Raw genomic sequence first — 18143 nt, forward strand, 5'->3', positions numbered from 1 at the left:
GGATTTTTCGGATGAAGATCAATCCGTGATACGCTCCAACATCGGTGCGGCGTCGCTTGAGCAAGGAAATCTGGCCGAGACGGCGCTTCAACCTGGTGACGTCGGAACGGAACCAGGTACGTTTGCAGCCGGCGACGATGCGCGGATCATCGGCGCAATGCAGAAGGCGCAAAACCTCGCCGACCTCGCCGATAAGGGTGCCGCTCGTTCGAACCTGTCCACGCCCGTTTATGTGGCCGACAGGTCGGCGCTGAAGGCCATCGACCCGGCGCAGGATCTCGGCGCGGTCTTGCGTGAGGTCCCTGAGCAAGGGCTTTTTTACCCACGCCTGATCGCGTCTCTTTCAGCAGCAGCCATTGCCGCAATGGCAGTCGATCTGGATCAGTACATCTACGTCCCCTCTACGGCCGACCCGACCGTCGTCTATATCCGTGAGGGTGCGGAAGCGCGCGGCTTCTGGTCGAACAGCGCAACGCCGGCCTATGTCCACCGCCTGCGCGAACGCGTCATGATCGGCGATAGCGCTGGTTTTGACTGCTCGACAGTACCTGACCCGAGCACCGGGGCCGCGTGGATGCATACGGTTAAACCCGGCGCCACTCATGGCTGCGGATACATGGAGGCGCACGCTCGCGTCTTGTCGACCGGGTCCAACGGCGCTCAGTTCGTCGGCGCCACGCGCATTACGGGCGCGGCATTGGTCGAGGGCTACGGCGGCATCTTCCATGTCCGCAACGAGAGCACGAACGACCGAGATTGCTGGGCGGTCTACATCGACGCTGTTCGGGGATCGGCAACGGCCGGCAATGTGGCAGGGATGGAGCTGGACATTGCCAACTGCAGCGGCGTGGCTGATCTCAGTTATCTGCCGTATGGCTTCATAGGTACGGTTCCGGCCGCCTGGTCCTACGGCATGTCGATCGCTTCGGGCGGGGACACTGCGGTAAATCCTGACGCGCTTGACGTCTCGCACGCCCTTGCCATCATCAACAACGGAGCTCGCTTCAACACGGGCATCGTATTCAGGAGCGATGCGCTCGTTCTGACCAGCGGTTTCGGTCGTGCGATCGCAATGGCAACGCAGCATAAGATTTCGTGGTACGCCAGCGATGGTGAAGCCTCGATGCTGACCAGCACGGTGGCGACAGCCGCCGCAGGGACACGGCAATATTATATCGACAATGGCACTGAGTTTCGTCGCAACGGCGGGGATGGCGTCTACTTCCGGGCGCTGACGTCGTCGTCTGCGGTCAACTTTCTTGAGATCGTTGCGACAGCGGCGGGGTCTGGTCCTACCATTCGCGCAAACGCGGTCGGGGGAGACACCGTCAAGAACGTCGTCCTTCAGCCTGTGGGCGTCGGCGGCGTGCTTCAACTCACTTATGCGGCTGCGAACACGGCTGATGTCGCAGCTGACAGGTTGGTGCGCATACGAATGGCAGGACAAACCGTCGATCTTCTCGCCAAGTTTGTTTCCTAACGGGAAGGCCCAAAATGATCTGGCTGGCATTTGCGCTATTGATCCCGCTTGTAACGGTCGGTTTCTTTTTTCCCCGCACAGACTTTCGCGATGACGCCTCCGTCAGGCGGTTTGGGTTGAGCCTGTACATCTCCGCTATGGTCGGGCTTAACGTCGTGGCTGCGGGTTACATGAACGGTTCCGTCCACCCGACCCCGCTTCCTCATCTTACGTGGAATCTTCAACCGTGACAGGAACAACCATGACTGAGAGTTTTATCATTAGGCCGATGGCCGCCGCCGATTTTGCGGTGCTTCGCTCCGACGATGGAAGTCGAGTGCCGCGCTGGTTGCTGTTCGATGAAGAGCGCCAGATGCTCGTCCCGGCGCATGACTTCAATCGCACCGTCTTCGAATCCTTGGCCGAAGCAAAAGCCGCGATCGATACACATAACGCCACTTTCGCGGCAACCGACGCGTCATGGCTGGCGGAAAATCCGCCGATCACTTACCCTTAAGGAGCTATCATGAAAATCGACTTCACTCAGGAACTGCAGGCCTATCGAGGCATCCCCATCCTCATTCGCGAAGAACCGGTAGAGTATGCAACTCTCAAGTTTGCTGCCATCGAAGCACTGATGGTATCGTCTGGCCGAACGCTCGAGGCAGCGGACATCCTCCGCCGCAATGATCTGGCGCGCAAGATCTGGCAGTCGAAAGGCGAGATGGATATCTCAGTCGAAGACGTCGCCTTGATCAAGGAGATGGTTCCGGTTCGCTTTAAAGATGCGATAATGATCGCAGCACCAGCGCTTGAGTTGTTGGACGGCGGTAGAGTATAAGCGTCTCCTACGGCTTCTGATTGAGCGTTGGGGATAGAATTGGGCATCCACGATATCGGGCTATCTCAGGATAGCGACACCAGGGAGCAGACTAAGGACAGCACGAAATTCCGAATTCACTTTCGTGGTGCGCCAGGAGCCCGCTTTAACGTCGACCAACCGAATGCGGGCGTTCTAACCAGGCATAAAGACCTTGGATCGACCCCTGTCTTAGGATGGGCTTTTGTGCCAACCGGAGAGAAAGCCTCTCTGCGATTGCGGTACGAGGACGGCAGGAATGTGGATGTACCGCTCAATTTTGAGCGGCCAGACGTTGTCCGTCACTTCGACAAGCAGGGAGTGGTCTGCGATCTGATCAGCGGGATAAAGGCCAATATTGATTTTCACGGCCTTAAGTCCATGCATTTGGTCAGCGAAAGCGGGGAAAGGGTACTCTGTACCGTCGAGCTTGAGAAAATCTCTCAGGTTCTAATCGGCGCTGACGACTGGCTTTTCCTGAAGAACGACACAAACCGATCTGTCGAAATCTTCTCTGGCTCTCTGCCGTTCAGCCGGGCGCTTGAGGAGAAATGGGCGAGTTACCTTTCCTTCGTTTCGAAGATTATCCCGGCCGGGCGCTCCTGTTTTGTGGTGGCACCGAGTAAGGAGGACGTGCACCCGGAATTCTATCCGCAGAAACCCGCGCGCTATCCTGCCCTCAACCGGCTTCTGTCAGTGCTTGATCGCTCTGGCGTGCCATTCTCTTGCCCGATCGCCAAGCTTCGGCAAGAGCCTGGCTCGTACTACAAGACGGACACCCACTGGAGCGACTTCGGCGCGATGGTCGCTTTCGAGGACGTGCTATCGGCGTGGGGCTTCAACCTCGATCTGAAAAGCTTGCTGACATTCAATGACATCCAGTCCATCGGCGATCTTGGATCGAAGCTGCACCCTGAACTTAGCGATGCGGCGCGCACGCTCGTAGAGGACAAAGACCGGATCAAAGTCGAATTCCACAATCGCTTCCAAACGACGGGGTCGATCGGGATCTATACGAACACCGCGCCCGTCATCGATGAGAGCATCGTCATTTTCGGAGACAGCTTCTGCGGTCAAATGCAGCGGGCGGCGAGAAACATATTCCGGCGGACGGTTCGGGTGGTTACGCCTTCCGTTATGCCAATCCGAGAAGTTCTCGACGCGGAAAAGCCTGATCGGGTCATCATGCAGACGAACGGGCGGTACTGTATGACCGTCCCTGTTGTGGGCGACCGAGTTGTCGATGTTCATGCGATCAAGCAGATTGTTAGGCAGTCGCCGAGCGAGGTATCGGGGCTGATCCCACCTCAGTGGGTCCGCTAGACGCCAGCACAGATGGATAGGGCCAATAGCCCTGTCGCTATAACGATCAGCGTCCCGAACGTCGTCAGAACAATGGCGGCAAGTTTTCTGTCGTATTGCAACATATCGCACTTCGCTGATGTGAACGGGCGGCGGCGCTTCTAACACCAAAGCTCTCAACTCGCGACTGTTGTTTTCGGTTCCGTTGGCTGACCGCCGCGTCCGAATGTCGCTGGCTCTATCAACTTTCCACACGACAACAAGGTGAAACAAATGACACGACGCATCAACGCGGCGGGCCTTGCGCACGTCAAGCAATGGGAAGGCCTGAAGACGAAGGCCTATCGCGACGTCGGCGGCGTCTGGACGATCGGCTATGGCCATACCAGCGCTGCCGGCGCGCCTTTGGTGACGCCGAACATGGTGATCACCGAGGCAGAGGCGGAGGCCATCCTGCGCGAGGATCTCGCAAAGTTCGAGGAACGGGTCTCGCGCCTGGTCAAGGTGCCGTTGACCGACAACCAGCAGGCCGTGCTCGTCTCCTTCGACTTCAACACCGGCAGGCTCGGCAAGTCGACGCTGCTCAATAAGCTCAACGCCGGTGACTATGACGCTGTTCCGGCCGAACTGATGAAGTGGGTCAACGCCGGCGGCAAGCGGGTGAAGGGTCTCGTCAACCGGCGATCGGCCGAGGCCGGGCTTTGGGTGAAGGGCGAGTTCGTTTCTAGCAACACTGTGCCGGCCGCACCGAAGGCGCCGGAAGTCGTGACGAAGGAAAACGTAAGCTGGCTTGCTGGCATCATCTCGACCCTTGGCTTTGCATTCACCGGCAATGGTCCGCTGCAGTGGGCGCTCGCCGGCATCATTGTCGCGTCGTTTGCTGGCGGCGCTTTTCTCTTCATCCGCAAGCGGCTCGATCCGGCATGATCCCCTGGCCGAAGATCCTCGGCGGCGTGCTGGTGCTCGCCGCCATCACCTGGACCGTCCTTGAGATCCGCGAGGACGGCGCCCAATCGCTCAAGGCCTCGATTGAAAGGCGAAACAATGCGTCGGCTACTTCGGCGGGTGATGCTCGCTCTGACTTTGACTTATGCCTCAATAGGGGCGGCGTGTGGGACTTTGCCGCCAGCAAGTGTCGACGGTCTGCGGCAGGTAGTTGGAACTGACCTGGTTGGCGCGCGAGGGGCGACGCCGGCAGATCAGCGAAAGATAGACAGGACTGTCGTCGGCCTTTGCGCCGGCGGCGTCTGGACGAATGCGGAATGCGTGCGACACGGCGAAGCGCGTTGATCATCACAGCAGGCAGACACGAGGGGCATGATGCGGCAGGAGAATGGGCAAATGGAACTCCCAAGGCGTGCTCAAAAACTCGAATGGAACCTCAATACGATCATCCAGCTCGTCACGCTGCTCGGCATGTGCGTCGGTGGCGTTGCGATCTGGGTCGAGAAGAGTCGGGATATAGAAGAGTTGCAGAACTGGCGCTCGGGGCACGAGCTGCTGCACAAAGAGCGCCTGGTCGAGGTGAAGGCCGTAGAGGCCAGAAACGAGGAGCGTTTCCGCTCGCTCGAAGCCGACGTGCGGAAAATTGAGAACCTCACCTATCGGGTGACGATCATGGAGCAGTCCAGTGGGTCGACCACGGCGGCGATCAAGGATCTGCAGTCGCTGGTCAGCCAGCAGTCCGGCGACTTGAAGGTGATGCGAGAGATTCTGCAGCGCATCGAGGGTGGGCAGCTTAGGCGTTGACCGGCGCCAGCGGTTGATCAGGGTTGTGAGAGGACAAGGGCGAGCGAGCTGTTAGTGGGTGAGACGTTTTCGCCATCTCATGCGTTAATGCGGAATGGCTAAAACACCGAGGAAGAAACCGACTCCTAGGCCGATTGCGGATCCCATGCCGGATCGCGTCGAGCCATGCCTTGCGCTGCTTGCCAAGAAAGTGCCGGCCTCTGGCGATTGGGCATTCGAAATCAAGTGGGACGGCTATCGCCTGTCGGTCCATATCGAGCCGGGCCGCGTGCGCATCATTACCCGCGGTGGCCATGATTGGACGCATCGTTTCCCGGCGATTGAGGCGGCAGCGAAGGTTCTAGGGCCGACGACCATGATTCTCGACGGGGAGGCGGTCGTGCTCGACGAGGCTGGGCGTTCGAACTTCAGCATGCTTCAGGCGGCATTGGGCGGCCGAGGTGGCAAGCGCGAAGCCGATGAGGCGCGGTTCTATGCCTTCGATCTCCTCTACGTCGACGGTCACGACTTGCGCGGCATGGAACAGCGCGAGCGTCGGACGATGCTCGAAGATGCGATAAACGAGGGCGGCACGGTTATTCGATTGTCAGAAGAGATCGAAGGCGAGGGTGCGGCGATTCTGGAGCATGCCTGCAAGTTGGGCCTTGAAGGTATCATCGCCAAGGAGAGGCGGGCGCCGTACCGTTCCGGCCGGCTCGGTGATTGGCTCAAGCTGAAATGCATCCAGAGCGACGGTTTCATAGTCGTCGGGTTCGAGCCTTCAACGAAAGTGACCGGAGCGATCTCGCGGCTGTTGCTGGCGGCTCGGCGAGGCGACGAACTGGTCTATGTCGGCGGCGTTGGTACCGGCTTTACTGAAAAGATGGCACGCGACCTCCGCAAGCAACTGGCAGCTATGCCGGCGAAGGTGCCGCCGGTCGCATTGAAGCGCAAGAACGCTGTGTTCTGCGAGCCCGCATTCGTCGCCGAGATCACCTACACGGAATTCACCGGCGACGGGAAGCTGCGCCATCCATCGTTCAAAGGGCTGCGCGAGCTGGCTGACAGCGTTGACGTGTTCGATCTCAGCACCGCTACTCAGCTTCGCGGTTGATCTGCTTCTGCGCGTACTCTTCCGTGAAAGGCGCAGGAGTAGACATGTTGGCCAGCTGCGGGCACCCAATGCCGCACCGATCGTACCGCCCATTGCGCACGTACTTTGGACAGGTCATTCCCAAGCTGGCGATGAAGGAGTGGATGGTCAAATCCGGGCCCCACTTCTCAATCAGTCGAGATACCTTGTACCGCCCTTTGCGCGGGCAGTTCCTGCATTCGATCTCCATAAAGGGCACTTTGATGTCTCGGAGAGTTTCATATCTAGGCATGCGCTATCTCCCGCGATGGAGGTCTCAACACGCCGCATGTCCTGAAGGGCGCCCGCCTGCGTCCATGTTCTAGCTATGTTCACGTGCTGCCAGAGTCAATATTGCTCAAATATGGCTGGACACTTTTTCAGAAAGCATAATGAAAAAGCTGGACAGTTGAGTGTCCAGCTTTTCGGCAAGTCATTGATTTCGCCCAATTGAGGTGGCCCGCCTCCGGCTACCACTCTTCGATTGTTTCGCTGCGGATCTGTAGCCATTCTGAGATGTCGCGATCGACATTGCCCCAGTTCTCAAGCAGCTTTTTCACGCCGTCGCTGTCCGTCAGAGGCCGATCAAGGCCGTCAAACTGATCGTAGATTGGTGTCGCTAGTCCGGCTCCGCCGTCATAGGCGAACCAGGCGCCAGTCATCTGGGCGACTTCGGTCAGTTGCTTCAGAGCGTGTCGCGCATCACGGATCTCGAAGCCATCAAGGTCTCTTCCTTCCCTGCTTTGGGCGTTTCCCGAATGAGCAATGTGTGTGCTTACGTGTTTCGCGATTGTATCGAGACTGGTGAGGCGCGCATCGAGCTTTCTGAAAATATCGGGTCGAATTCTGTCTTTTGGACTTCTATTCGACGGGTCTTTTCCCGATAGGAAATCGAACTCGCGATGCCTTCGCTTGCTGAACATCGCGTCGGTGGAGCCCCATCTGGCCGTTCCCGGCGGTAGCGCCAAAAGCTCCTGGTACTCAGCGCGCTCCAGCTCTTCGAAATCGTAGACCACACCTGCTATATCTTCGACGAATGCACGTCGGTTGATCGCACCCTGGCACGCTTCCGCGTCCTTTATGATTGACCGCAGAGAGTAGACGCCCTTCTCACCTGAAAGGTCCCCAGGGTCCAACAGTCGCCGCACGCCAAGCAGTGTCCGCTCCCAGAAAGACTCCCTGACCATGTCGAACAGAAGTCTGTTTGGGGAGAATTTGTCGGGATGGGCCTGCGCCTGTCGTACCAGGCTCACGGCGGTGCTGAATGTCGCATAGTGCCAGTAGAGGCCTTGCAGGGTGGCGTACACGCCGTGGGTTTCGTCAGCGTAAGCCGCCTTCCAGTTTTCGATCCGTCGGCTAAAGCGCGATCTGTTTTGCATTTGGTTCCCTGTCCTTGAGGCGTTAAGCCACCATTGCATTTAGAGCCAATAGCCTGCAATCGGTGGGACATGCCGAACAAAAAACAAAACAAAATGGTGGTTGGGGAAGGTGTCCCGCGACGCTGTAAGTAGCTGATTATAGGCTATTGCTTCACACCGGCATGGGGCACCATATCCGGGTCAGAATGCGGCCTGGAAAGTGCACCACAGATTGCACTACAGATTTAGCCTATGAGGCGATAACTAATTGAAATATATAGCGCGCGGTTTCAAATCGAAACATCTCGACCGCACCAAAGAAAACCTGCTTCGGCAGGTTTTTTTGTTTTTATCCCTATGCTTAGCTTTGTCGGTGTGAAGCATCAGGACCCGGTGTGGGATCGGATTTATCTGCTCCAGGGTGGCCTCCAGCGTCAATTCGTCGTGAGTATACGCGCCTCAACGGGGTGCTCCAGGCCTTTCAGTGAAAGCAGCCTGGTCTCGGACGCGCTCAGGAAATCCGGCACCTGCGCAGCCGTCTCGGCTGACACGAGGATCTCACCGGCGGCAGCTTGGGATTCGAGCCGTGCGGCGAGATTGACGGTGCCGCCGATCGCGGTGAAATCGCTGCGGAAGCTTGAAAACTCACCAATCTCGACATCGCCCGTATGTATGCCCACACCAACACCGAGCCGGTGGTCGCGTGATTCCTTCAGATCGGAACTCATGCCGTCGAGTGCATCGGTGTAATGTCGCTGTATATCCGCCGCAGCCCTGACCGCAGCACGAGCGTGGTCCTTGATCTCGATCGGGAAATTGAAGATCGCCATCAGGCCGTCGCCCATCTGCTTGTTGACGATGCCATCATGCGCCCAGATCGCCTGCGCGCATCGATCATGAAACAGGCTGACAATCTCACTCAGCTCGATCGCCTCTGTTCGCTCGGAAAGGGAGGTAAACCCTCGCATATCGGCAAACAGGATCGTCGCGTGGGCGCTTATGTGGCGCTGCTTCTTGACGTAGCGAAAGGAGCGTTCGCAGATCGTGCAGATATTCGGGTTCATCTTGCTTCGGGTGATGCCGAATGCCCGAAAGGGAAGGGCAAACGCCCCGCGGATCGGGATCGGCACGCGCATCTGATCCCAGCAGCCCCGGCAGATGCTGGCGCTGTTATGGGTAGGCGCGAGGGAAGAGGCAGTCGTCATGTGCTGCAGTCTCGCCGCGCCGCGCAGACTTATTGGTGGCGCACAAGAAAACTTCTAATATTCAATTGCCTTTGGCAACCCGAAGTTTTTCTCAGGCGACGATAAGACGGACACATCCTGCTGTCCGTCTGCCACTGCAAAGGGCCGGCTGACTGCGGCAGGCCGGACCCTTCGCCCTTGTCGATGCGTCGGTGGTTGCGAAAGAGCGATAAATAAACGTCGCGGCGGGGCCTTCACTTCGCGTTCCGCACGGACACCACGGCGGACGATAGCTATGTTTGGCGCACTCCGCTCTCGCTCAGCTGGACCGCTTCTTATCCAGCCTTCCAACAGTTGGGTCTATTTTTCTTCAACCGATCTCGTTTCGGTTTCGATGACCGGCGCTCGGCGAGGCGCCGTCGTCAGGCAGCGAAACTCATGAAAGGCGAACTGCTGCTATTTGGTCGTGCCATCGGGCGAAGCCTGTTGCGTTTGACCGCCGGCAATCGGCGCGGCAGCAGTCGGTGCCTGCACGCGATCCTTCTTGTTATCGATGCTGCCGGTCTGTTCCGGTGACGGCTGAACCTGGTCGACTGCCGTCGTCCGGTCGTTGTCGTTGCTTTCGCCCCAGATCGCTGCGCCACCCCAGACCAGCAGCGCCAGAAACAGGCCGGCTCCGAGGATTGCCAGAACACGCACGCCAAGAGGACCTTGGCGGCTTTCGCGGGCCGTGAAGTTTTCCCGGTCGGCGTCGGGCTCCGCTGTGATGGGATCGCCCCGTTCATCCAGATATTTTGTCATCGGATGACCTCCATTGTTGCCATCCTAAACAACGGGATTCGAACGAAAATGTTCCACTATGAGACAAATTCATCCGGGCATCGGGCTGAGAATGCGAGCACCGAAGCGCCAAGCAAGTTGGCGATCCGGCGACGAGAAAGCCAGGTTTCAGTTCGACCAGGTATCGGCGACATTGCGCCGCACGAGCTTATAGGTATGGTCGGGTTGAACTTCGTAGGTTTCGAAGACCATCGTGCCTTGATGCATGAAGCGGTTCTGGATCATCGTGCCTGGCGCGGAGATCGTCTTGCGCGTGGGGCCCGTCTCGCCATAGGTCAAGCTGCCTGGCAGCGGTTCGAGATTGGGCGTTGTGCTGTTGCATCCCGCCAATGCGAGAAGGGTGACGATAGCGACATGCGTCGATTTCATAGGCTGATCCTTGATTGAAAACATGAATGTGAACTTAGCCATGCTGACTTGCGGCGGAAAGAGCAGGCTTTGGTGATTGCCGCGTGCCGGAAGCTTGAACTTGCGAGGCGCGCGCCGGTTCAGCTTCGCGCCGTTTCCCTTGTGGCCTTGTCGAACTTCTTGACGGCTCGCTCCCGCTTCAACCGCGACAGGCGCTGCGTCCAGAATATGCCGTTCAGCTGGTCGATTTCGTGCTGGAGGCAAACCGCCATCAGGCCATCCGCATCTTCCTCGACTGCGTTGCCGTCGAGCGTCTGGTACCGGACGCGCACCGTCGCGGGGCGCTCGACGTCCTCGGAAATTCCAGGCATCGAAACGCTTCCTTCGGCATGCCTGACCATTTGCGGCGAGCGGGAAACGATCTCGGGATTGACGAAAATGCGGACACCGCTTTCACGGGTCAGTTCGATCACTGTCAGGCGTTGAAGAATGCCGATATGCGGCGCTGTGATGCCAATTCCCGGCGCTGCGCGCATCGTGTCGAGCAGATCGTCGGCAAGAGCCTGCAAGGCGTCGTCGAACCGGTCGACTGTCTGTGCTTCCCGGTTCAGTATAGGGTCGGGAAAACGAACAAGGGGGCGGATCGCCATCAAAAGCTCCTGGGCTGCGGCCGCATAGTGCTATCCGATCGCCAGTTCGATGTCGACTGTGCACGCGCATGCGCGTTTCCCATGTATTTGCAACAGCTTGAATAAATCTGTTACCACACGCGCGACGTTGGCCGTTGTGATGTGGACCTTGGCAAGGCTTTGCGCTAGCAGGGCACTAAGGCCCATGTCCTTGAGGAGGATGGGGCGACAACACCGGCAGTGATGTACCCTTTCCCGATCGGCACATGGCGGCCGGGAAGTTGGCAATCGTTTCGAGGGCGCGCTCATGAGCAATACCGGCGACGACGACCGCGGTTCCGAAGAAATCCCCGTCTATGACGGAGCGGACATCTATGCCGATGATGGTTCGGTGCGCTCCGACTTCCTGATGCATGTCGGCGCGGCGATTGCCGACCGTGACACGATCTATCTGCGCCAGCATGTCGCTGGCCTGCATTCGTCCGAAATGGGCGACCTGCTTGAGGCGATCCAGCCGGAGCAGCGCCTGGCACTTGTCTCCCTGCTTGGCAAGGATTTCGACCTTTCGTCTCTGACCGAAGTCGACGAAGCCATACGCCTCGATATCGTTGAGCACCTGCCCAACGAGCAGATCGCCGAGGCGCTTGGCGAGATGGATTCGGACGATGCCGTCTACATTCTCGAAGACCTCGACCAGGAGGACCAGGACGAGATCCTGGCGAAGCTGCCCTTTACCGAACGTGTGCGCTTGCGCCGCTCTCTGGACTATCCCGAGAGCACAGCCGGCCGCCGCATGCAGACGGAGTTCGTGGCGGTGCCGCCGTTCTGGACCATCGGCCAGACGATCGATTACATGCGCGAGGACGCGGAGCTTCCGGAAAGTTTTACGCAGATCTTCGTCATCGATCCGACCTTCAAGCTTCTGGGTGCGGTCGATCTCGACAAGGTCCTGCGCTCCAAGCGCTCGATCAAGGTCGACGCCATCATGCGAGATACCAGCCACGCCATTCCGGCTGAAATGGACCAGGAAGAGGCGGCGCAGCTCTTCGAGCAATACGACCTTCTCTCCGCCGCCGTGGTCGACGACAACGGCAGGCTCGTTGGGGTGCTGACCATCGACGATGTCGTCGACGTCATCCAGGAGGAGGCGGAGGAAGACTTGCTGCGTCTGAGCGGCGTCGGTGACGAGGAACTGTCGGACTCTGTCGCCGAGGCATCGCGATCACGCGTGCCGTGGCTGTTCATCAATTCGATGACAGCTTGTATTTCGGCTTCGGTCATCGGCCTTTTCGATGCGACAATCCAGCAGATCGTCGCGCTCGCAATTCTGATGCCGATCGTCGCCGGCATGGGCGGAAATGCTGGTTCGCAGACGATGACTGTGACGGTGCGTGCGCTTGCGACCCGCGGCCTCGACATTCACAACGCGCCGCGAATCATCCGACGCGAAGCGGGCGTGGGCCTGCTGAACGGCATGATCTTCGGCTCGCTGATCGGCCTTTTGGCTGGTCTGTGGTTCCAGGACCCGAACATCGGCGGTATTATCGCCACCGCGATGCTTATCAACATGATGGCCGCGGCCCTTGCCGGCATCATGGTTCCGCTGCTTCTGGAACGTTTTGGCGCTGACCCCGCGGTGTCTTCGGCTGTGTTTGTGACGGCGATTACCGATATCACCGGCTTCTCGAGTTTTCTCGGCATTGCCACCTGGTGGTTCCACGTCACCTGACATCGCCAGTTGTTTGACTTTTACGTCAAGGTCAACGATAGTGATGGTCAGGAAATCATGGAATGGCAGCGTGAATAAGTACTATAGCATTACCGAATTGACGCGGGAATTCGGCATTTCGACCCGGACGCTGCGGTTCTATGAGGACGAGGGCCTCATCCATCCGGAGCGCCGCGGTCGAACCCGCATGTTTCGCCCTGCCGACCGTCGGCTGATCCAGGAGATCCTCCGGGGCCGGCGTATCGGTTTTACGATCGCCGAAATCCGCGAGATCATTCAGGTTTACAAGGATCCGCCCGGTGAGCTTGGTCAGTTGCAACTGCTGATGAGCCGTGTCGAGGCCAAGCGCGAAGAACTGCGCCAGAAGCGCAAGGACATCGAGGATACGCTGACCGAACTCGACAATGTTGAGGAGGCGTGTTTGACGCGTCTCGCCGAGATTGGCGTCGGGACCTGATCGCGAACCTGGTCAACGCATGAAGAACAAAAGGGTGGCTTTGGCCGCCTTTTTTGTTGTCTGAAAAGAACTGCGGATCAGATCCAGCGGCTCGTATGCCGGCAATAACGCTCGAACTCGAAGCCGAAGCGTGAAAGCAGATGCCGTTCTTCGTTGCGGATGGCAAAAATGGTCGTCAACATCACGGCTGCAACCGCCATCACGAAGAACCATGGATTGAGCGTGATCAGACCGAAGCCGATCATCATCAGCGTATAGCCGAGATAGATCGGGTTACGGGTGAAGCGAAACGGTCCGTAAGTGACGAGGCACGTGGCACACCGGTGCGGAAGCACGGCGGTATGGCGATCCAGCAGCGTCTTGACGGCCCACAGGTCGAGCCAGATCGCCGCGGCAACAAGGATGCTACCGGAAATCCACGGCACCCAGCCGTGGCCGTGGGCGACCGGGATGGGCGAGTATCGTGCGAGCAGCAAGGCTGCAAGGGTGGCGGTCCCGTAGAGCAGGGCCGGCCATGGGAAACTCAGCGGCTTGGCACGATAGGCATTCATGTCCTAGTCCCCTGATTGCACGTCCATTGTGCATTGACCGGCGATTCGCGCAATGCGTTCATCCGTGTTGACGTTGATCTTTCCCCTGTTCAGGTCGTCGAACAGGTTCTGCTCCACCAGCTTGTCGAGGGTACATCCACAGAAGGCGTCGCACGGCACGGCCGGATTGCCGCGGCTGCAGGCCTCGACGCAGTTGGTGCGGTAGGCTTGCTTGGGATCCGGCAGTGTCGGTGGCGAGACCAGCGAGAAGAGGAAGACCAATCCGATGAGCAGCGGCTGGTGGAGGAGGTATATGGCCAGACTGTGACGCCCTCCGAAGACCAATGCTTTCGTCCACAGGCGCGTCTTTTCGTCGTCGACCGGGCGCTTTGAAAGGGCTGTCACGAGACGCGCATGCACCAGTTTTGCGGTGCCGAGGCCAAGCAGGAAGGGTGCGAGCCACGGCAGCAGCGGCACGTAGTCGTTCGAGCGTGGGATCGTTTCGGAAAGACCGACCCACCAGAGATAGGGTGCGTCGAAGATCGCGGAGCGGAGATAGAGGGGGGCGGCGAAGGCGGCGGCCGCAGCCGCGAACGAAACAATCGCCGGAAGGGGCAGGAAAAGAAGACCGATGAGGCTTGCCGCGGCAATGGAATGCAGGATGCCGAAGAATATGAAGGTGTTGGGGAAGGCGAACCAGGTCGCGATACTGATGATCGCGGCCGCTCCGGCAATCTTGGCGAACCGGCGCATGAAGGCATCGAACCGGATCTTCGGCCGCTGCCCGAGCACGAGGCTGTAGCCAGCCAGAAACAGGAAGCTGCTGGCAATCAGCCGTGCAAACATCTTCCACCCGCCGGTGCCGGCGGTCCCGGCGGCGACATAGCCGAAGAATTCCAGATCCCAGACGAAATGGTAGAGCGCCATGGCCACCAGCGCCAAGCCGCGCAGCACATCGATAAAGACGAGCCGGTTTCGGCTGCCGGTCGTCGGCTGCGGTTCAACGGTCGAGGTCATGTTGGTATCGGACATGGTGTTCGCCATCCTGTTGGCGCGAATGAGAATGGCAGGCCTGGCTTGCGCCAGACCGCCTTGATTGCTCGGAAAAAGACAAAATGCGGCAGAAACCCGTTCGGCGATATCCGCGGTGTACCGGACAAGCTGTTAGCGGGCGGCGTCCTGCAGCAGGGCTGCCCGCGCCTCGGAGAAGAATTGCCGGCGTGTCAGGACGAAGATGACGAAGATTGTCAGGCCGACGAAGGCGTAGGGACTGATAAACCAGCCAAGATAGCCGATCGACAGGAAGATCGCCCTGAGGCCGGCATTGAAGTGCTTGGCGGCAAGTACGTTCATGCGGACGGCCCGTTCGGCCGCAATCTCGGCGGCGTGCCGGTCGCGGATCATGTCCGCTGTCATCGGTATGCCGCCCATCAGGATCGAGCAGTAGTTGAACAGGCGATAGGACCAGCCGAACTTGAAGAAGGAATAGCCGAAGAGGCAGGTGAGCCCGGCGACCTTCAGCTCGAAGGCCGTCCGCCCGCCATGGAACACATAGGGCATGTCGGCGAAGATCATCTGAGCCTGCTCGGTCGCGCCCAGGAGCGCGAAGCAGCCGCCGAGCGCAAAGATCGTCGTCGAAGCGAAGAAGGCCGTGCCCGCCTGCAGCCCGGCAATGATCTGGGTGTCGATCATTTTCAGGTCGCGGTTGAGCGAGTTGCGAATCCACCGGCCACGATGGTCGTTCATCAGCCGTGTGAGGCTGATGCGTTTGAAGCCGCGCGTGCCGTCTGTCGCCCAGCTGAAGCCGGCCCACAGCAGGATGAACACGGCAAGTGCTATGTAATCTTCGAAGGTCATACACGTGTTTTTGGCATGGCTTTTGGAAATTGCAAGGCCGGCACGCCTGTGGAGAATCGGTGCCGCATCAACTAGTGTGATGAAATTGCGGCGGAATTTCTTCCGGCAGAAATGCGCGAACTCCAGCGTTTGGTGCCTTGGTTCGAACGCCGGCGTGCGCCTGACACCTTTCTGCCATATTTCACCGTTGCGTCTTTACACTTTCTTCAGTATGCATTGCGCCATGCGCGGGCCCTTGATGTGTGGCCCGCAGCCGTTGAGAGTTTTTCGGAGACATCATGGACAATACAATACAGAAGTCTTGCTGGGGCGTGACTGCTCGCGCCGTAGCCGGTTTCGCTGGCGTTCTTGTTCTTGCTTATCTTTTCGGCGGCCTTTGATACCCAAAAGTCCTCTGATTGACAGCGCGGCTTCCCGGAAGCCGCGCTGTTTTGATTCCTGCCTGTCGCATCGTAAAGCCGAGAGACCGCAAGCCTACTCCCCAGCGCAATGTCGCACCAACGGGATCGAATGTCGGTTGATCGCCTGATCGACAGGGATAGGATGGCTTAGGGTTTGATCCTATATCTAAGCGTGAGGGTACTGCTTCGGTCTTGAGGAGAGATCGAGGTTTGTATCGACTGTGCAATCATGCATATGACGGCATCCGGCGATCGGCCGGCCGGCATATGTTCAGGCTCCGGGCAGGCAATTCATGTTTCTTTCCGTCTTCGACGTCTTCAAGATCGGCATTGGTCCTTCGAGTTCGCATACGATGGGGCCAATGTCGGCCGCCAATCGCTTTCTCGAGCTCATCCTGTCCGATGAATGGCCGCGGCCTTCGCATGCGTCCGTCGCTGCCATCAAGGTTAGCCTGCACGGCTCGCTCGCCCATACCGGCATCGGCCACGGTTCGGGCAGGGCGGTTGTGCTCGGGCTTGTCGGCGAGCGTCCCGATCGTGTCGACCCCGACCGCATGAATGCGCTGGTCGACGATGTCGAACGCACCGGGCGCATCACGCCGCCGGGCCATCCGTCCTATGAATTTCAGCCGAAGACCGATCTGATCTTCGACAAGAAGGTCCCCTTGCCGGGCCATGCCAACGGCATGTCCTTCTCGGCCTTTGACAAGGACGGCCGCCTTCTGCTCAAGCGCATCTACTATTCGATCGGTGGCGGTTTTGTCGTGACCGACACGGAACTCGAAGCCATGCGCGCCTCGAAGAACAAGCCCGCCGGCGTCAAAGTGCCGTTCCCCTTCAGCAGCGCCGTGGAAATGCTTGAGATGGCGGCCCGCTCCGGCATGACGATCGCGCAGATGAAGCGGGCAAACGAAGAATGCACCATGTCGCCTCAGGAGTTGAATGAGGGCCTCGATCGCATCTGGGGCGCTATGAGCAACTGCATCGATCGCGGGCTCAGTCAGGACGGTATCATGCCCGGCGGCCTCAAGGTGCGTCGTCGCGCCCGATCCATTCATGACAAGCTGCAGGAAGAGTGGCGCTCTAACAAGATCAATCCGCTGCTCGCCAACGACTGGCTGAGCGTCTACGCCATGGCGGTCAATGAAGAGAATGCGGCCGGCGGTCGCGTGGTGACGTCGCCAACGAACGGTGCTGCAGGCGTCGTTCCGGCGACCATCCGCTATTACATGCATTTCCATGACGATGCCGACCAGGACGGCGTTCGCGACTATCTGCTGACCGCCGCCGCCATCGGCGGCATCATCAAGCACAATGCGTCGATTTCCGGTGCCGAAGTCGGCTGTCAGGGCGAGGTGGGCTCCGCCTCGGCGATGGCGGCGGCGGGTCTTGCCGCCGTCATGGGTGGCACGCCGGAGCAGATCGAGAACGCAGCGGAAATCGCGCTCGAGCACCACCTCGGCATGACCTGTGATCCGGTCGCAGGCCTGGTGCAGGTGCCCTGCATCGAGCGCAATGCGCTCGGCGCGGTCAAGGCAGTGACCGCCGCGTCCCTGGCGCTCAAAGGCGATGGCCAGCATTTCGTGCCGCTCGACGCCTGCATCGAAACCATGCGCCAGACCGGCGTCGACATGAACGAGAAATACAAGGAAACCTCGACCGGCGGCCTGGCGGTCAATGTCGTCGAATGTTGAGTGGCGCGCGGACGATTGTGGATGAGGCTGCGCAATTCGCTTGACCATGACGGCCGGACGGGTGTTCAAAAACAGCCATGTCTCTGCATCTCATAAAGCTCTGCGTCGGGGCGGAATCGATCGAGGATTTGCGCGAATGGGTTTCGCGCAAGGCTCTGACTGCGATTGCCGCCGGCCTTGAACCGCACTCCTACCATACCACCCGCATGGTCCCGAAACGCATGGAAGAGCTGCTGGAAGGTGGCTCGCTTTATTGGGTCATCAAGGGCCAGGTGCAGGCGCGCCAGCCGCTGATCGGCATTGAAACCTTCACCGACGGCGAGGGGGTCGGGCGCTGCAATCTGCTGCTCGGTCCTGAAGTCGTTGAGACCGAACTGCAGCCGCGCCGGGCCTTCCAGGGGTGGCGCTATCTCAAGGACAATGAAGCACCGCGCGATCTGGCGTCGCTTTCCGGTGGCGGAGCCGAGATGCCGCTTGAGCTTCGCCGCGAGCTCGCCGAACTCGGTCTGCTCTGACGGGCGAACTTTCGCACCGCTTGCTGCGCCTTTTGCCTTTATCGCCCATGTTGGTCACCACCGCTACGCTTCCGCGCGGCATGCTGGGCCCAACGAAAAAGGCGGCCGAAGCCGCCTTTGA

General features: G+C 59.1%; 20 protein-coding genes. 12 read left to right on the forward strand and 8 right to left on the reverse strand.

Annotation, left to right across the window (positions count from 1 at the left end; all coding sequences use genetic code 11):
- Window positions 1-157 precede the first annotated feature (157 nt).
- The 8 genes from AC07UR_RS30265 (at window position 158) to ligD (ending at window position 6462) form a co-directional block, all read left to right on the forward strand.
- Window positions 158-1480 carry a hypothetical protein gene (locus AC07UR_RS30265; protein WP_494700299.1) on the forward strand — a complete coding sequence of 441 codons (1323 nt, stop codon included), beginning with the start codon at window positions 158-160 and terminating at the stop codon, window positions 1478-1480.
- A 226-nt stretch (window positions 1481-1706) separates the two neighbouring features.
- The gene (locus AC07UR_RS30270) at window positions 1707-1976 is read left to right on the forward strand and encodes a hypothetical protein (RefSeq protein WP_494700298.1); all 270 of its coding nucleotides are present in this window, start codon (window positions 1707-1709) and stop codon (window positions 1974-1976) included.
- Window positions 1977-1985: 9 nt separating this feature from the next.
- Window positions 1986-2300, forward strand: coding sequence for a hypothetical protein (locus AC07UR_RS30275; RefSeq protein WP_494700297.1), 315 nt, complete (start codon window positions 1986-1988; stop codon window positions 2298-2300).
- Window positions 2301-2579: 279 nt separating this feature from the next.
- Entirely contained in the window at window positions 2580-3641 is a 1062-nt protein-coding gene (locus tag AC07UR_RS30280) for an alginate O-acetyltransferase AlgX-related protein (protein ID WP_494700296.1), read from the forward strand.
- A gap of 252 nt (window positions 3642-3893) precedes the next feature.
- Window positions 3894-4547: a lysozyme gene (locus AC07UR_RS30285; protein ID WP_494700295.1), complete on the forward strand. Its 654-nt coding sequence runs from the start codon at window positions 3894-3896 to the stop codon at window positions 4545-4547.
- A 117-nt stretch (window positions 4548-4664) separates the two neighbouring features.
- On the forward strand, window positions 4665-4910 hold the full coding sequence (locus tag AC07UR_RS30290; RefSeq protein WP_494700294.1) for a hypothetical protein: 246 nt from the start codon (window positions 4665-4667) through the stop codon (window positions 4908-4910).
- 51 nt (window positions 4911-4961) lie between these two features.
- Window positions 4962-5369, forward strand: coding sequence for a hypothetical protein (locus tag AC07UR_RS30295; protein WP_494700293.1), 408 nt, complete (start codon window positions 4962-4964; stop codon window positions 5367-5369).
- Between the two features lie 145 nt (window positions 5370-5514).
- A complete protein-coding gene (gene ligD / locus AC07UR_RS30300; RefSeq protein ID WP_494724411.1) occupies window positions 5515-6462 on the forward strand; it encodes a non-homologous end-joining DNA ligase in 948 nt (315 codons plus the stop codon).
- Window positions 6463-6950: 488 nt separating this feature from the next.
- On the opposite strand, the gene AC07UR_RS30305 is transcribed toward ligD, so the two are convergent.
- From AC07UR_RS30305 to AC07UR_RS30325, 5 genes are all read right to left on the reverse strand, one after another.
- Window positions 6951-7859 (reverse strand): AbiU2 domain-containing protein, encoded by a 909-nt coding sequence (locus AC07UR_RS30305; protein WP_494700291.1) that lies wholly within the window; start codon window positions 7857-7859, stop codon window positions 6951-6953.
- 413 nt (window positions 7860-8272) lie between these two features.
- The gene (locus tag AC07UR_RS30310) at window positions 8273-9043 is read right to left on the reverse strand and encodes an adenylate/guanylate cyclase domain-containing protein (RefSeq protein WP_209792806.1); all 771 of its coding nucleotides are present in this window, start codon (window positions 9041-9043) and stop codon (window positions 8273-8275) included.
- A 435-nt stretch (window positions 9044-9478) separates the two neighbouring features.
- The gene (locus AC07UR_RS30315; protein WP_209792807.1) at window positions 9479-9823 is read right to left on the reverse strand and encodes a hypothetical protein; all 345 of its coding nucleotides are present in this window, start codon (window positions 9821-9823) and stop codon (window positions 9479-9481) included.
- A 147-nt stretch (window positions 9824-9970) separates the two neighbouring features.
- Window positions 9971-10231 (reverse strand): hypothetical protein, encoded by a 261-nt coding sequence (locus tag AC07UR_RS30320; protein ID WP_173419754.1) that lies wholly within the window; start codon window positions 10229-10231, stop codon window positions 9971-9973.
- A gap of 119 nt (window positions 10232-10350) precedes the next feature.
- Window positions 10351-10860, reverse strand: a complete 510-nt coding sequence (locus AC07UR_RS30325) for a peptide deformylase (RefSeq protein WP_209792809.1) — start codon at window positions 10858-10860, stop codon at window positions 10351-10353.
- 286 nt (window positions 10861-11146) lie between these two features.
- Between AC07UR_RS30325 and mgtE the strand changes: the two genes are divergently transcribed.
- Together mgtE and AC07UR_RS30335 are read left to right on the forward strand one after the other, a co-directional pair.
- A complete protein-coding gene (gene mgtE / locus AC07UR_RS30330) occupies window positions 11147-12568 on the forward strand; it encodes a magnesium transporter (RefSeq protein ID WP_173419756.1) in 1422 nt (473 codons plus the stop codon).
- 70 nt (window positions 12569-12638) lie between these two features.
- A complete protein-coding gene (locus tag AC07UR_RS30335; RefSeq protein ID WP_025426710.1) occupies window positions 12639-13025 on the forward strand; it encodes a MerR family transcriptional regulator in 387 nt (128 codons plus the stop codon).
- A gap of 77 nt (window positions 13026-13102) precedes the next feature.
- Here the strand turns inward: AC07UR_RS30335 and AC07UR_RS30340 are convergent, their stop codons facing one another.
- The 3 genes from AC07UR_RS30340 to AC07UR_RS30350 all read right to left on the reverse strand — a co-directional run bounded on the left by AC07UR_RS30340 (window position 13103) and on the right by AC07UR_RS30350 (window position 15412).
- Complete coding sequence (locus tag AC07UR_RS30340; RefSeq protein WP_173419758.1) at window positions 13103-13576, reverse strand: methyltransferase family protein; 474 nt, start codon at window positions 13574-13576, stop codon at window positions 13103-13105.
- Between the two features lie 3 nt (window positions 13577-13579).
- Complete coding sequence (locus AC07UR_RS30345; RefSeq protein ID WP_173419759.1) at window positions 13580-14587, reverse strand: acetyltransferase domain-containing protein; 1008 nt, start codon at window positions 14585-14587, stop codon at window positions 13580-13582.
- A gap of 132 nt (window positions 14588-14719) precedes the next feature.
- Complete coding sequence (locus AC07UR_RS30350; protein WP_209792811.1) at window positions 14720-15412, reverse strand: DUF599 domain-containing protein; 693 nt, start codon at window positions 15410-15412, stop codon at window positions 14720-14722.
- Window positions 15413-16106: 694 nt separating this feature from the next.
- On the opposite strand from AC07UR_RS30350, the gene AC07UR_RS30355 reads away from it, so the two are divergent.
- Both AC07UR_RS30355 and AC07UR_RS30360 read left to right on the forward strand, forming a co-directional pair.
- Window positions 16107-17507, forward strand: a complete 1401-nt coding sequence (locus tag AC07UR_RS30355) for an L-serine ammonia-lyase (protein WP_209792813.1) — start codon at window positions 16107-16109, stop codon at window positions 17505-17507.
- A 77-nt stretch (window positions 17508-17584) separates the two neighbouring features.
- Window positions 17585-18022 carry a DUF1489 family protein gene (locus AC07UR_RS30360; protein ID WP_209792815.1) on the forward strand — a complete coding sequence of 146 codons (438 nt, stop codon included), beginning with the start codon at window positions 17585-17587 and terminating at the stop codon, window positions 18020-18022.
- Window positions 18023-18143: the final 121 nt, after the last annotated feature.

The sequence above is a fragment of the Ensifer sp. GW821-FHT05G01 genome (assembly GCF_059419585.1).